The sequence below is a fragment of the Pseudomonadota bacterium genome, assembly GCA_018242545.1.
Classification (GTDB): Bacteria; Pseudomonadota; Alphaproteobacteria; order 16-39-46; family 16-39-46; genus 16-39-46.
The window spans coordinates 1-15,675 of the sequence record JAFEBT010000045.1 but is presented as its reverse complement, the minus strand read 5'-3'; the positions used below and the strand labels follow the sequence as shown (position 1 = coordinate 15,675).

Genomic DNA, 15,675 nt, shown 5'->3' with positions numbered 1-15,675 from the left:
TCTCTTTTCTTTTTAAAAGTCTATTTGTTATTTTAATTTATGGAAATAGTATAACTTGCGGATGTATTAAGATACACCTTAAGAGTTTCTATAAATTTTGGAACATCTCCTGAGAGAAGTTGTGTTACAAAGGTTCTGTAAGATCTTGCATCTGTCTTAAACTTGCTTTCGATCCATTCAACGACTGATGTCATAAAAACCCCTTTTACTTCATAATTAGGGATTTTGACTTGGCAGATATAGGTGATACCATCAAGTTCTTGTTTTGCTTTTTCAGCTGTTAAATACCCTAAAAACAACAAAAGATTATAAAGAGCGTTGGAAGAGGATTTGATATCTGTAAACACCATTTTAGAATTCGCAATCATCTCAATGGTTTCTCCCTTAACAAGCCGTTGTATATCTTCTTGAAACTTATCCATAATAAGCGCTTGTTCGATAAGAGCGGTACTGGCTGTTCCAACCCAATAGGCTTTATACTCTCCTGCATTCGCGAGACAATTCATAATGGACCAGGGGTTATAAATGGTGAGTTCTCCAATGTTGTATTCATTATACCAAGACTTTAAGGTTTGAGCTGTTTCTGGATTTTGATCCATCTTAGACCTATGGAGGAGCATATTGACGTCTTTCTCTGTGAATCCAAAATATTCGGCATACTTTTTATCTAAAATTGAATCTTCTCCAAAATTATTAAGCCCCGAAAAAAGATTTGCTTTTGCAACGCGCAAGATACCTGTCACAATACCTTTTTCAAGATATTCATTCCTTTAAGAGCACTGCTGAGAATTCCCCTGAAAAGACTTAAAACACTCTGAAAATACTTATCTTTCGTAACAGAAATACCCTCTTGTGCAAGTTGAACAGCGTACCAATCATTTAAAGGTGTGTCATATTCATCAATTAAAATGAAAACTTTTTGATCAAAATGCGTAGAAAGCATCTTACTTAAATAAAAAAGGCTTTTTTCTAATTCAGCTAAATCAAATGATTTTGTTATAAATTTTTTAAAGAGTGTTTTTTGAATGTCATCGAGTTTATCACTCTGAAGAAGGTATTTATGGGTCTCATAAAGTCCATAAATAAGCTCTTTAATTTTCATTTGGGTCATCTCAAATTCATTTCCTTTAATCTCTTTAAAAGAGACAAAAATTACGGGAAATTTTCCAAGATAATTTTCTATGATATTGAGATGTTCTCCAATCTTCAATTTTGAGAAGACAGCTTGTTTTTTCGAGAATTCTTCTTCATTGATGTCCCCGTTATTTTTAACAGGGATTCCAAAAAAGTATTGAAGCATTGTCATATTCAGAGTTTTTCCCCATCGGCGTGGACGCGTGATAAGAGTGACGTGATATTCGCTTCCAAGAAGAGCATAAATAAAAGACGTCTTATCAACAAACAGGGTATTGCTGGTTGCCATTTTTTTAAAATCATCAACGCCAATATTTATGGTATAAGTTTTATCTTGCAGCTCTGTTATCCTATGCTTCTTAATTCTTAGAAAATATATCATATAGACGTGTATATTTCTCTTTATTTTTTATCATGTTTTCTTTTTATAACTTGGAACTAAATAATGGAGAATTCTAAGCGTTTGTTGTGTGCGATTGTGAGAAGTGGTCTCATTGAGTTCATTTGTAGCTTGATGAAGAGCAGAAGGATCTGGAAGAGGGTTTGTTTTAATTTTAAAAAGCCCTTTATAAGAAGTTGTCTCTTTCTCAGAATAGCCTGGTATTAAAAATTTTCTTGGTGTTTCTTCTCCAGGGCGAGGACCAATAATTTTATATTTTATATCTTTTTGAGGCGTAAGACCTTTCAAAAGGCACATGAAATCTGCAATCTCTTTTATTTTTATGGGTGTGCTTATCCTTGCTTCATAAAGGGCTCCTGTCTCTTGAGAAGGACTTCCACCTATCAAACAAGCCTTCAAAAACAAGAGGGCAGCATCTTTAAGAGGGATAAAAATACGTTCATCATCAGGTCTGGTGAGAAGTAAAGGTCCCTTATGGCGAATTTCGTCTTCAAAAAGAGCTGTTATAGAACCTGAAGAGTCTATTAAATTATCAAATCGGCAGACAATAAAACGTGTCCCTTGAGGAGAAATTCCGATCGAAGTATCAAAACTTTGGCAAATAATTTCCGAAATCCGTTTTGTAACATCTAAAACATTTTGAGGCTTTGAGCAGGACGTGGAAGAAGCCATACCGACCAGTTTCACATTTTGTGCATGCGCAGCCTCAAGAACATTCCGTGTCCCAAGAATATTTGTAAGCGCAGCTGCATCCGGGTTCATTTCTGCAAAAGGGACGCTTTTAATGGCAGCAAGATGAAACACATAGGTTGGATTTTCTTGCTCAAAAATCTTTAAAAGGCGCTCTTTATTTGTAATGTCACATAAAATATAAGATCGAGAAAGATGAGGGAAGTGCTTTTGAATATAAACATCAAGTTTCAAAAGATTTTCTTCTGAATGATCTATAAAACTAAGATATTGAGGCTTTAAGGAAGCAAGCTTTTGAATAAGCGCCCCTGCTAAAGATCCTCCTGCTCCCGTTATTAAAATACGATGATTATGAATGAATTGATGAAGTACCTCGGAGTCAAAAGAAGAATGATGGATATCAAGAAGGTCTTCCAAGGTTAGAGATCTAAAAATATAAGGCAAATAATCGACCTGAATCTCTGACTTTGAAATAGATGGGATTAATCGTTTGATAGGAGTTTTAAATTCATCCGTTGTTTTCAACAAAAATTGGAAATTTTTTGCAGACTCATTGATATCAATTGCAGCAATAAAATCAAGTTTAATTCCATGTTGATATAAAGTCTTAATGATTGAAGAAAGATTTTGCAGGTCACCTAGAATTGGAATATCCCCAAGTTCTATTTCTTTAGTAGAATTCTTGTCGGTAATGTACCCCACAATCTTAAAAGGAGATTTTTCATGGGAGCAAGATTTTAATATATTCTCTAAAAAAGGGCAGCGTCCTATTAAAAGAATATTTTGTTTAGAAGAAGACGCTTGAGAGGAAAAAATTCCTCGTTCCATCACATCGGTAAGAGAGGCCTCCTGAATAAATCTTGATTTCTTTTCAAAAAACGAAAAATAAAAGACTCTTGGTAGAATAAGGCCCGATAAAAAAACAAAGCCAAGTGCAAAAAGAAAGGAAGCAGGAAATTCTATATTACGCGTGGTTATAAAAAATAAAGGTGCATATACAAGACAACTTAAAATTGCAATTTTTGTATGTTCTAAGACTTGAAGAGAAAGAGGGTATCGAAAAGGTTTTCCATAAAGTCCGCATAAAAACAAAATACCGGCTGTCGAGAGAGAAAATAAAGTTTCTTCAATCGAAAGTATTATAAGAGGAAGTGTTTTAATAAAATGCCTTCCATAGAGAGAAAGCGTTATATAATAAGAAAAGAGCGAAATGATAATATCATGGAAAAAAGCAATAGATCGTTTTTGAGAAATTTTTTTAAAATAAGTTAATCCAACAATTTTTTGTAGAAATTTTTGAATTTTGAGCCAAACAACCTTCCCTGACAAAAAGAAAAAACGCCCCAAAAAAAGAAAACCATGTAGGGTATAATAACCCATTTTTTGAAAAATGAGCCTAATTTTTAAGAAAAACAATGATATAAAAGATTTCACGTGTCCTCTCTTGCGTTAGATAACACGGATAGTTATACTGGAAAAAAAGAATCAAAACAAAACATTTATGATATATATTTAAATGAAGATGCTTTTTATCTTTCCTCGTATGTATAATCATTAATATGCTATAAAATATATATGAGCAAAAAAACGATGTTTTGTTTACAAATCTTCTTATAGCTTTAATTGATCTTTTAAATCTATGATGGGGAATTGTTTTTATGCACAGCTTTTTCTGTAAAGGGAGCTACAAACACAAATTGTAAAGGTAAAATTTCTTCTAAAGACACATCTATATAGTCTCCTTCTTTTGGGAATATAATACGTGTGTCTTTAGACGCAAATTCTGAAATAACCTGTCGACATGCTCCACAGGAAGAAGCTAAAGAAACTTGTGGATTTGTACTTACAACAATCATCTTAAGACGCATATGGGGACCTTCATGCGCTACAGCAGAAAAAATTGCATTACGTTCTGCACATATTGTTAAACCATAAGAGGCATTTTCGACATTACATCCTGTATAGATCTTTCCATTCTCAGTTAAAACCGCAGCTCCAACTTTAAATTTCGAATGTGGGGCGTAAGCATTTTTTGAGGCATCTTTGGCCTTATTTATTAAGATCTCTTTTATATTAGGAGAATCATATGCCATGATTTCATTTATTAAAGTAAAAACTTGTATAGACATTACAAAAAATAACGAATATTCCTTTTTTCATTTAATCCTCTCCTCTAAAATATTTTTCAATAAGACTTTATTTTAACACAATAAAATCTAAACTCTAATATAATCAAAAATTTCAAAAATATTTTAGAGCTGAGAAAATGATTTATTACATAAAAAAACCAACTCCTTAAGTTAATTTTTGTTTAAAAAGGCCTTATATTTCAGATAAAAATTGTACATCCTTTTTCTTCAAGATTATGAATCCAAGACGGGATAATTAAGTGTTTATTAAGCCTAAGATCAAGTTTTTCAAGTCTTGGAAGTGTTTTAAGGGAAAGGGGGAGGGATGTTAAAAGGTTGTCTCTTAAATCGAGAAATCTTAAAGACTTAAGATTTCCAAATGTATCTGGCAATTTTGTTAATTTATTTGACCGAAGATCTAAGTCAGTGAGATGATAAAGTGCAGTTATTGTCTCAGGAAGGTGTTCTAAAAGATTATTTTGAAAAAAAATTTTTCGTAAATTTTTCAGATTTCCAAAAGAAAGAGGGAGTGCTTTTAATGTATTATTTTGTGCATGAAGTTCTTTTAAGGAAGAAAGGTTTGTAAAGGATTCTGGAAATAAAGAAATAAAATTATCATATATTCTAAGTTCAATTAAATTTGATAAATTTCCAATAAAATCAGGAAGTGATGTAAAACAATTTTGGCTTAAATTGAGGTATAAAAGCTTTGCTAAATTTTTACAAGAAACGGGGAGATCTTTAAGTTGGTTACCTGCTAAATATAAAAATCTTAAATTATTAAGAGTTCCTATATTATTGGGAAGTTTTTTTAATTTATTATGTTGTATATCCCATATTTGAAGGTTTTTAAGGTTCTTAATTTTCTCTGAGAGTCTTTTTATTTCATTACAGCTTACATTGACAGTTTCTAAGGAAATCATAGAGAAAAAGGCGTCAGGCAAAGCGGTCAAAGTATTGTTATAAAGACTTAATTTTTTAAGACTCTTCAAGTTTATAATGGTGTCGGGGATAATTGAAATTTGATTTTGATCAAGATATAAAATTTTAAGACCTGTTTGATTAAAAATTTCTTCTGGAAAAGCAGAAAGATTCTGTTTTGTTAAATCTATTAATCCTTTACCTTGAGGCATTTTAAACAGCTCCTAAAAATACGGTTAAAACGTTATTTTAAGAAAAACTTAAAAATTTTTTCATTCTTTTTTTAACTTAGAATAGACTCTTGTAAGTTTACAGTAATCTTCCACGGAAAGGTTTTCAGCACGTTGAGTAGGATTTATTTCTGTTTCTTTAAAAAGAATATCTAGCGGAACATTCAAATCCGCTAAACTTGATCGAATCATTTTTCGTCGTTTTGTAAAAGCACATTTTAAAATAAATTCTAAATCTTTTGAGTCAGCCTGAAATAAGGGTTCTGGGTAAGGGGTTATTTCAACAACGCTTGAAGAAACTTTTGGAGACGGCCAAAAAGCTTCTGGAGGGAGGGTTAAAATAAGTTTTACCTTACATAACCATTGCACTTTAACAGAAAGTCTTCCGTAATTTTTTGAATGAGGGAGAGCAATAATTCGATCAGCAACCTCTTTTTGAAACATTAAGATAAATTTATGAAAAAAAGATGCATGATCCAGCCACTGCATTAAGAGAGGTGTTGCAATATTATAAGGTAAATTCGCAATCACATAACGTGGAGGGTCTCCCAAAGTATAAAGAGGCACTTCTAAAGCATCTGCTTCTTTTAAAATTAATCGCTCTTGATAAACTTTTTTAAGAGAAGCAAGTGCAATTAGGGCTCGCGGATCTTTTTCAAGAGCAATAACTGAATGTGCTTCTGTTTCTAAAAGGGCCCGTGTCAATCCTCCCGGACCTGGGCCAACTTCTATAACAGTTGCTCCTTTTAAAGATCCTGCAGCTTTTGCAATTTTGCGGGTAATATTTAGATCTAAAAGAAAATTTTGTCCCAATGACCGTTTAGCCCACAATTCAGAGGATTTTATCACATCACGAAGTGGGGGAAGCATCATTTACAAAATTAACTTTAAAGACGTGTTTCAATAAAGGCTGCTCGACGAAGGTCCTTAAGGACTCTTCGCGCAACAAGTTCTAATTTTTGATTCATAATTTTCTTTTGAATCATTTCCTTATCCGGTAAAATGTTCTCTTGTGCATCCGCTTCTGATCTTTTACAGACCATAAAAAATCCTATTCCTTGCTCCGTTGGAACGACTTCTGATGGTTGGTCTAAAGGAAGTTTTTTAATTAAATTCTGTAAAGAAGATGGAAGTCTATTTTCAGGAACATTATTAATTGACTCAACTTGGGCATTTATACTTTGCGCTAAAACTTCAAGGTTTTGGCATGTTGGCTTCTCTTTTTTAATTTTATCTATATCCTCTTTTGCTTTTAGAAGGGCTTCTTCAGACTTATCAACAAAAAGATTAATTGCTAATTGCTTAAAATCAATAATACTTTGCTTGGTTTCTCCCGCTTTTTCAATGTCTTGAATGTAAAAAATATATATCCCTTCTTTTGTTACAACGGGATCGCTTATCATTCCTTTTTGTAAATTTGAAAGAGCTTGATCTAAATCTTCTTTAAGTTGTCCTTGCTGAATCCAACCTATATCCCCCCCTTGCGCGGCAGAAGGAGCTTCAGAGAACTGCCTTGCAAACATATCAAAATTTGCCCCATTTCTAAGATCTTTAACAAAATCCTGTGCTGTTTTTAAAACATCCTTTTCTTTAGAGGGTGTATCAATAGAAAGAAAAATCTCCGAAACACGTCGTTGCGGCTTATCGAGTGATTTAGAAATTGTTTTAAGGATATCATCAATTTCTTTATCCGATACATTTACACTCGGCCCATATGCCTCTACAATAAAGCGTATCCAGGCAATATTTGCTTTAACTTGATTTTCTAAAGTTTGAAAAGGAATATTATTACTTTCAAGTAAAACTCTAAGCTGACCTTTTGGCATATTATTGCTTTGTTCAATATCTAAGATGGCTTGTTCAATATCTTCTGGAGAAATTTTAATTCCATTTTTATCAGCTTCTTGAATTTGGAGTTCTTCATCAATAAGTGTTTTTATAAGTTGCTTTTTAAGATGTTGAATAGCTTCTTCTGTATTTGGAATGGAAGATGCAATTAAAACAAGATCAATCCTATTTTTTAAGTCGGATATTGTAATAATTTTATCATTAACAATAGCAGCTATTGTCAGCATATTGTTTTTATTACTTTCTTCAGCAAAAGAAAAACTTGCATTTAAGACGAATAAGAAACTAAAAATCCAAATAGAACTTCTCAAACATAGAAAATTTTTCATTTTTAAGCTCAACTCTTATTTTATGATCCTGAAAAAAACATAATTTTTTTTCTTCCTAATAAGGTATATCTTTCCTTTCTTAAAAGAGCAATGTATAAGTTTTTAATGTTAGAAAGTTAATCTAAGATTTTAAGGATTTTGAATGATTCTTTACCGGTACTTCTTTAAGAATCTCCTGTTTTCAATTTTATCAATAAGTACTATCTTTATTGGGATACTTTTGCTTACCCAATCTTTGCGCTTTATAGAAATACTTGTTGCCCATACAGATGTAAGTAGCTTTAAAAATCTTTTTAAATTTTTTTTATTTTTGCTTCCAGATATTATTGTATTAATCCTCCCTTTCAGCCTCGTTTTCTCAATTTTGTTTATCTATAACAGATTACTTTGGGATCGAGAGTTAACAATCATGAGAGCTATCGGTGTCAGCAACTTTAAAATTGCTCTTCCTGCAATTGGGATGGGAGTTGTCGTTGCATTTTTTATTTTGATTCTTAATTTATTCGTTTTACCAAACTCCATTAAAAATCTTAAAGATTTAGAACATACCCTGAAAGAAACAACCTCCATCTCTTTCATAAAAGAAGGCGAGTTTAATAACTTTCCTGGTCTGACTGTTTATATAAGAGAAAAAAATAAAAAAGGAGAAGTCTCAGGTATTTTTGCTTATGCTCATCCTCCCCATAAGCCTGCGTACATTTTAATTGCCGAAAAAGGGTTTTTAGAAAAAGATCCAGGTTCAAAGCTTCATCTTTTACTTTATAATGGAATCCGCCAGGAAACCAATGAAAATACAGAAAAACAAAACACTCTTTATTTTAAACAAACAATTGTTTCTTTAAAGCCTGAAAAAAAAACTGAGACAACGCGTATACGAAAAATAGGTGAATTTTCTTTAAAAGAACTTTTTAACCCTGATTCAACACAATTTACAAAAGTTGATATTTTAAAAATGTATGTGGAAGGGCACAGCAGAATACTAACTCCTTTTTTAGCTCTAAGCTATGCTCTTATCTCAGTGACAGTGATTCTTCTCGTCCCTTTTCGCAGAACAGGTTTTATGACAAGAATAGTTATAACATTTGGAGGAATTCTTCTTCTTCAAGTTATAAGCCTTATTTTTATTAATTTAGCGACTAAAATTCCAAATTTAATTTGGATTTTTTATGCCTTTATTGGTTTAATTATTATGTTTTCTTTTTATTTTTTGAAAAAGGTAAATTATCTTTCAGATTTTTTTAAATTAAACCATCCTAAATTTGAGAAAAAATGATGACAAAGCTCCCTCTTATAATTTCTCTTTATATTGTACGCATTTTTTCTCTTTGGACGGGAGCTTTATTTAGTATTATTTATTCTTTAATTTTACTTTTTGAATTTGTTGAGCTTATGCGACGAGCTTCTACTAAAACGGATGTAGGCTTATCTCTTATTTTCAAAATGGCCTTTTTAAAAACGCCGTTTATAATTCAAAAAATTATTCCATTGCTGATCCTTTTTGCAACAGTATTAACATTTAAACGGCTTCATAAATATTATGAACTTATTGTTATGAGGACATCTGGTCTTTCAGTAGCACAAATATTGCTTCCAATTTTATCCGCTGTCTTCTTGTTTTCTTGCTTTGACCTTATCGTTTTTAATCCATTAAGTGCGGCTTTAAAAAAACAGTTTGAGAGCTTAGAGCTCCGTTATTTAAAGCAAAAATCAAGTCAGCTTACACTTTCTGATACGGGCCTGTGGTTAAAACAGCAAGAAGAAAACGGTTATACAATTATTCGAGCAGAACGCATAGATCTTCAACTAAAAAATCTTTCAGGGGTTTCGCTTTTCATTTTTGATAACCCTGATGTTTTTAAAGAGCAGATCAATGCGAAGACAGCTTTTATAAAATCTGGATATTGGGAACTTATTTCTGCTTCTCAAAAATTTTCTCATGAAAATCCTGTTTTTCATGCTAAAACTTTATTTAAAACAGATTTTACACTAGAAGGGATTGAAGATCATTTCACGCCACCAGAAACGCTTTCATTTTGGGAGCTTCCATCTTTCATTAAAATTTTGGAACGTGCTGGATTTTCTGGGATATCTCACCGTTTTTACTGGGAATCGCTTTTAGCTAAACCCTTTTTCATGCTTGGAATGGTCCTTTTAGCGGCCTGTTTCTCCTTCCATTGGGAAAGAGCACAATCTTGGGGATGGACAATTTGCAAAACGACTTTAGCAGGGTTTTCACTTTATATCCTAAATGATGTAATGAGAGCCCTTGCTTTATCTATGACAATCCCTATCGGCCTTGCTTTATGGGTGCCTGCAATAAGTATAATTCTCATCAGCATTTCCTTCCTTTTACATGTGGAGAATGGATAAAAAATGGATGTTTTTATAAAACATATAAAAAAAGTATTTTTCTATGGTTTTGTTAGCTCTTTAATCTTTTTGAAAAAAGAAGGATATGCTCAAGAAAAAACAAACGGGGTTAAGGAAAATCCTATTTTAAATCTCGCGTTTTCTAAAAATCAAAACGATCCAGAAGTTCCTGTTTTTTTAGAAGCAGACGAAGTAACATTTGATGAAGTTCTTGCTACGACGACGGCACGTGGAAATGTACGTATTATAAGGACAACAAAGGACGGTATGGTTGTTCTTGAAGCAGATACCATTACCGTCAATGAAAAAAACCATCTTGTAACTGCAAGTGGCAATGTTGTTATTTTTGAACCAACTGGAGACGTCTACAAAGCCAATTATATAGAGCTTACGGATGATCTTAAAAAAGGATTTATTAAAACTGTCAGACTTTTAACCAAAGATAACCGACGCATAAGTGCTATTTCTGCTAATCGCGTTGAAGAGGGTTTGACAACTTTTGAAAAAGTTGTCTATTCGCCTTGTAATCTTTGTAAAGAAAATCCCGAAGATCCTCCTTTATGGCAAATTAAAGCTATAAAGGTTGTTCGAGATGAATCCAAAGGAGACGTAAATTATCATGATGTTTGGATGGAGTTTGCAGGAACGCCAGTATTTTATACCCCTTATTTAAGCCATGCAGATCCTATAATAAAAAAACGAAGTGGGATATTAACACCTTATTTTGGGGGATCAAGTGGACTTGGTGCTTTTACAGGGGTTCCTTATCATTATGTTATAAATGATTCACAAGATATGACTTTGACACCCCTTGTCATGACCAAACAAACCCCTGTGCTCATTGCTGAATATCGTCAAAGATTTTCAAATGGGGCTTGGGAAACTCTTGGAAGTATTACAGAATCGAAACGAATTGCTGAATCTGCTGGAAAATCAGTTCAAAAATCGAAAGAAGTTCGTGGGCATATTCAAAGTCAATGGATTTTTAATCTCGATGAAACATGGAGAACGGGTGGTATGATTAACCGCGCTTCTGATCCCACTTATATTAGAAAATATTCTTTTAACGATGTTGAAAGCCCTCAAACCTCTAGCTTAGATAGCACTCTCTATACAGAAGGATTTTATGATAGAAGTTATGCAGACATCCGAGGGTATGCATTTCAGCCTACACGCGTTGAACAATCCCAAAGTATAACACCATACATCTTACCCCTTGCTTCTTATTCATATGTAAGTCCTCAACGCCAAAGAGGAGATCATTTTTTTAGTAACAATTCCCTTCTTTTACTGAATCGTTCTGTTGGAACAAATGTGAGGCGTCTTTCTGTGGAAGGAGGGTGGGAAATGCCTTTTATGGGGGAAATTGGTGAATTATATACATTTACAACGAGCTTAAGAGGAGACGCTTACGATATTGATAGATATAAAACACAACCGAGCACTCAGTATTTCAAGGGTGAAAAAGGTCGTTTATTTCCTCAGTTTGCTCTAGATTGTCGTTATCCACTTTTTAATAATAATGAGATAATGCCAACTCTTATCGCGCCAGAAATCCAATTTGTTGCTGCTCCAAATGGCTTGAATAATACAAATATTCCGAATGAAGATAGTCTTGATTTTGAATTTGATGAAACCAATATTTTTAGAAGAGATCGTTTTCCTGGATTAGATGTTCTTGATACTGGCCAACGCTTTAATTATGGATCAACCATAGAAATTTATCCCGAGAAAATCAAAAGTGTTTCTTTTTTTCTTGGGCAAAGCTATGAGTTTTCAAAAAACAAGTTTATTCCAGAAGGTCTTGGGATTCACAAAGGGTTTTCAGATATTATTGGGAATTTTATTGTTAATCCGTCGGGCGATACAAAACTTCGATACCGTGTCTTATGGGATAAAAACACACTAAGAGCTCTGCGCAATCAAGTTGGAGCTGACATCGGGCCAGCCATTTTTAGAGTAAGTGCTAATTACCTCTTTGTTGCAAAAAATAATTTAGATACTTCTTTTAATGGAAAAGAACAAATTTCAGGATCCATAAGTTCTCAATTTACAACCGATTGGAAAGCCGTATTTCAAGCTTCTCGAAATTTAGGAAGGAGGAGCAGCAATCTAGCTCAAAGCTATGGTGTTATTTATGAAGATGAGTGTTTTATTTTTAAAACATCCTTTATTCGTACATTCTATCAAGATCGTGATATTCGCCCAGATAACATGATTTTATTTTCACTTTCTTTTAAAACCATCGGAGATGTTGATTTTAAAGGATTGAAAATCGGCGCTAAAAATCGTCAAGAAAAGGCGCAAAAACTACTTGGAAACTAAGGAAATTTCTAAATGATAAATCCCTGTCAAAATTGTTTTTTTAAGAGTTTGTATCTCTTTTTAGGAATTTTAACGTTAAGTGCGTGCAGTGAGAATCTTGATAATTTTCCGAATTTAGCAGGAGTAGGGGAGCGCCCCGTTTCTCCCTCTTTAAAAAAAGCTCAAAACGAAATTTCCACATTAGAAAAGGACCGTACCCTTATTTTAAAAAAAACGTCTTAGAAAATTTCTAAATTTATAAAAGAAAGTTTTTACTTATTCATTCTTAAACTAAGATAGTAACCCTAAATTATCGCACAGAAGGAAAGTATACATAAAAAACCAGTAAGATAGCTCACAGGTAAAAGACCGATTCTTCTTTTTTATTGAGAAATTCAAGAAAAATTTACTTTATGATACTATATCGTAAAGTTCTTAATAAAGTTCTTAATAGAGAGTAAAATTTTATTAGATAAATAAGAAATGAACTTGGTAAGAAAGTAATCTTGGTTATTAAAATTTTTCTTACAAATAATGAAAATAATAAAGTCTCCATAAGAGATGTAAATAAAACATTCACCGTTTTTAAAATATTGTATAATAACTTTGAATTTTTCGAAAAATTCCTATATTGATAAAAATACAAAATTTTATTTAATTTTAATTAGGTAATTTCCATGCAGAACTTTTTTAAGTCATCTCACAAACAAAATTATATATTAGGTCTTATATTTGGAGTTATATTTTTTTCTAGCTTTCCAAGTTTTGCAATGGAATGCGATGATAAACCTGGAGTTCTTCAAACTTCTCCTGCTCCAAAAAGGAGATCACTTAATGAGAAAACAATAAAAAAATATATCAGAAATGCATGCATATCAATTTTTTATCCATTTGCAAATAATCTCGAGGCAGAGACAAAAGAGCATGTTCTTTTTTTAAAAAGCATAAAAGCACATGATGAAGTGCCGTCCTCAGACAAAATTGATGCAGCTTCCCATTTGCTTTTTTCATCTTTTCTTAATGAAGAAGAAAAAGAAGAAGAAAGACGTTTTCTTCAAGATTTGCAACAAAGAGAAAGCACGCCTTTTGAAGATAAAGTAAGAATTCCCAGCATTCTAGGTTTATGGGATTCTTCGGAACGTTTTATAGAAAAGTCACCTACAGAGCTTGAAAAAGCTCAAGAGCTAAAAAGAAAGCAAATCAGCTTTTTAGAAACACTCCAAAAAAGAGAAACTTGTAAAACAAATCAAATACAAATAGCGTGTAAGCTGCTTAGTGTTCCAATTTATTGCCAAGATGCAAAAGATCAACAATTAAGCTTGTTAAGGGATATATTTGAGAGTGACACAGTAAGCTTAGAGGTTCGGATTGATGCAGCAAATGGCCTTATGAATTATAGTACGCTTAAAGAAGAACAACAAAAGTTCCTAAAATTTTTAAAGGAAATGTTAGCGTCCGAGAGTGCGCCTTTAACATCTCGTATCGATGTGGCACTTGATATTATATTATGGGGCGCCTCTTATGATGATACGACAGGGCTTCCAAAGGATGAATCTTCCTTAAAGGAAGCACGCTCGGCACAAGAGTTTCTTTTCTCTTTGTTTCAAAATCCCTCTTTATCTTTCTCTAGCCAAGCTGAAGTTGCTGAAGGCCTTCTTTTTTGTGATCATATATATAAATTAAAAAATATAGAGAAATCTAAACAAGAACGGCTTTATTCATTTTTTTTGAAAGCCTTAACAGACCCAAACACAACTCCCTCATCTTTTCTGACAGCGCTTCGTAGTCTTTGCGAATGTTCTCCTGAGTCTTTTCCTTCCTATAGGCTGAAAGGCCAAAATTTTCTTTTGTCACGTTTTGAAAGAAATCCTGAATTGTTTATTGAAGACAACGATTTGCAAGCGTTATTGGAAGATGTTTCCGCCCAGGTTCAACGCGCATCATTTCAACATCGATTATGGTCTTTACTCCTTAAATTTCTAGAACTTCCTCAAACTGAAAGAGAAGATATAGCCGCTTGTATAAGAATTGCAAAAAATATAATTTCTTCTTCCGATGCTAAAGCGGAAGATAAGGAAAGAGGCTATAATGTATTGCTTGTTATACTTGAAGCCAAAGGTAGTTCTTTATTTTTTGCAAAAAGGATAGAGCTTATAAATGACATTGTTGAATATGGAAATTCATTTCAAAAAGAAAAGAGTTATTCTTTATTAAAATCTTGGTGTGAAAAAGACCCTTCATTTTCTAAGGCTCTTACGTCAAATCAAAGTTTTCTGAGGCAGATTAATTCTGATTTTAATAAGATTAAAAGAGAAGAGGGTATGCCGAGTTATTTGCCTGTGATGGTAGATGTTGCACTTCTTCTGCTTGAGGATAAGGCAAAGGCTATATCTACATACGATCATGAGCAAATGGTAGGGAAAATTTTTGACTATGGGAATGAGGCACAAAGAGAGCAATGTTGTGCTTTATTATCTTCTAATATTTCTGCTTGTCCCGATATGCCTTTTAAAATGTATGTACATGATTTAAAAATGGTTTTTGCATATGGCACTCAAACACAACAAGACACGTTAACCGCGCATCTTTTAACGCAAAACTCTGAGAGACGGCAAGATGTTGTAACAGCTCTCATTTCCTATACGGAAGCAGAAATGAGAGGAACTTTGATTCTAATATTAAACTTAATTAAAAATACTTCTCTCCTGCCTGAAGACATAACTTCATACCTAAGCTTTATAAATAGTGTAGAATGCATAATAAAAATAGAGGCAACAAAAACGCTTCGGAATGATGTTTTATTACATATTTTTGAAAATGATAAAACACCGATAGATTCTTGGAATGAAGTTGTTAGAGATATCTTTAGATTTGGCACACGAGAAGAAAAAGAACGGGTCACCAGCACTCTTTTAAATATACTACATAATCCCACAAGTCCCCTTTCTCGGAAAATTTCTGCTGCAGAAAGACTCATCATGACGTCACGTAATGAAGATGTTAGAAGAGAAGCCTTTTCTATTTTAATGAACATATCTCAAAACCCAGACACCTCTCAAGATATACAATCACGACTTGTTCGAATATTTTCAACATACGGGACCCCTGAATCTCTCAGTTGGGATCACATCCAAAACTTTTCGCAATTACATTCTGGTCAGAATATATCCTTAGAGCAGCGGAGAGATTTACATAATCTCATACGTCCCTTTTTTGGAAGGCTAACTAGGGCGTGTCATCAATTGAGCCAAAAGATAGAAGCAACCATATAAATAGCGCCTAGAAAATTTTGAGATGTCTTATCGTACCGAGTTGCAATT

At 33.0% G+C, this 15,675-nt stretch carries 13 protein-coding genes; 5 read left to right on the top strand and 8 right to left on the bottom strand.

The window, feature by feature from the left end; translation table 11 throughout:
* Positions 1–32: 32 nt before the first annotated feature.
* The 7 genes from JSS34_06390 to JSS34_06360 all read right to left on the bottom strand — a co-directional run bounded on the left by JSS34_06390 (position 33) and on the right by JSS34_06360 (position 7,681).
* Entirely contained in the window at positions 33–743 is a 711-nt protein-coding gene (locus JSS34_06390) for an AAA family ATPase (protein MBS0185952.1), read from the bottom strand.
* Positions 740–1,516, bottom strand: coding sequence for an AAA family ATPase (locus JSS34_06385; GenBank protein MBS0185951.1), 777 nt, complete (start codon positions 1,514–1,516; stop codon positions 740–742). The genes JSS34_06390 and JSS34_06385 overlap by 4 nt, the downstream gene beginning before the upstream one ends.
* A 30-nt stretch (positions 1,517–1,546) precedes the next feature.
* Positions 1,547–3,658 (bottom strand): polysaccharide biosynthesis protein, encoded by a 2,112-nt coding sequence (locus JSS34_06380; GenBank protein MBS0185950.1) that lies wholly within the window; start codon positions 3,656–3,658, stop codon positions 1,547–1,549.
* 203 nt (positions 3,659–3,861) lie between these two features.
* Positions 3,862–4,317, bottom strand: coding sequence for a cytidine deaminase (gene cdd, locus JSS34_06375; GenBank protein ID MBS0185949.1), 456 nt, complete (start codon positions 4,315–4,317; stop codon positions 3,862–3,864).
* Between the two features lie 236 nt (positions 4,318–4,553).
* Entirely contained in the window at positions 4,554–5,486 is a 933-nt protein-coding gene (locus JSS34_06370) for a leucine-rich repeat domain-containing protein (GenBank protein MBS0185948.1), read from the bottom strand.
* A 60-nt stretch (positions 5,487–5,546) separates the two neighbouring features.
* Positions 5,547–6,377: a 16S rRNA (adenine(1518)-N(6)/adenine(1519)-N(6))-dimethyltransferase RsmA gene (gene rsmA / locus JSS34_06365; protein MBS0185947.1), complete on the bottom strand. Its 831-nt coding sequence runs from the start codon at positions 6,375–6,377 to the stop codon at positions 5,547–5,549.
* Between the two features lie 14 nt (positions 6,378–6,391).
* A complete protein-coding gene (locus JSS34_06360) occupies positions 6,392–7,681 on the bottom strand; it encodes a peptidylprolyl isomerase (GenBank protein ID MBS0185946.1) in 1,290 nt (429 codons plus the stop codon).
* A 142-nt stretch (positions 7,682–7,823) separates the two neighbouring features.
* On the opposite strand from JSS34_06360, the gene JSS34_06355 reads away from it, so the two are divergent.
* The 5 genes from JSS34_06355 to JSS34_06335 all read left to right on the top strand — a co-directional run bounded on the left by JSS34_06355 (position 7,824) and on the right by JSS34_06335 (position 15,627).
* Positions 7,824–8,954 carry an LptF/LptG family permease gene (locus JSS34_06355; protein MBS0185945.1) on the top strand — a complete coding sequence of 377 codons (1,131 nt, stop codon included), beginning with the start codon at positions 7,824–7,826 and terminating at the stop codon, positions 8,952–8,954.
* Positions 8,951–10,051 carry an LptF/LptG family permease gene (locus JSS34_06350; protein ID MBS0185944.1) on the top strand — a complete coding sequence of 367 codons (1,101 nt, stop codon included), beginning with the start codon at positions 8,951–8,953 and terminating at the stop codon, positions 10,049–10,051. The genes JSS34_06355 and JSS34_06350 overlap by 4 nt, the downstream gene beginning before the upstream one ends.
* Positions 10,052–10,054: 3 nt before the next feature.
* Positions 10,055–12,376 carry an LPS-assembly protein LptD gene (locus tag JSS34_06345; protein MBS0185943.1) on the top strand — a complete coding sequence of 774 codons (2,322 nt, stop codon included), beginning with the start codon at positions 10,055–10,057 and terminating at the stop codon, positions 12,374–12,376.
* A 12-nt stretch (positions 12,377–12,388) separates the two neighbouring features.
* Positions 12,389–12,598 (top strand): hypothetical protein, encoded by a 210-nt coding sequence (locus JSS34_06340; protein MBS0185942.1) that lies wholly within the window; start codon positions 12,389–12,391, stop codon positions 12,596–12,598.
* Positions 12,599–13,032: 434 nt separating this feature from the next.
* Positions 13,033–15,627, top strand: a complete 2,595-nt coding sequence (locus JSS34_06335; protein MBS0185941.1) for a hypothetical protein — start codon at positions 13,033–13,035, stop codon at positions 15,625–15,627.
* Here the strand turns inward: JSS34_06335 and JSS34_06330 are convergent.
* Positions 15,594–15,675, bottom strand: an 82-nt coding sequence (locus tag JSS34_06330; protein MBS0185940.1) for an IS5/IS1182 family transposase, incomplete at its 5' end; no start/stop codon positions are given. The two genes, JSS34_06335 and JSS34_06330, sit on opposite strands and share 34 nt — an antisense overlap.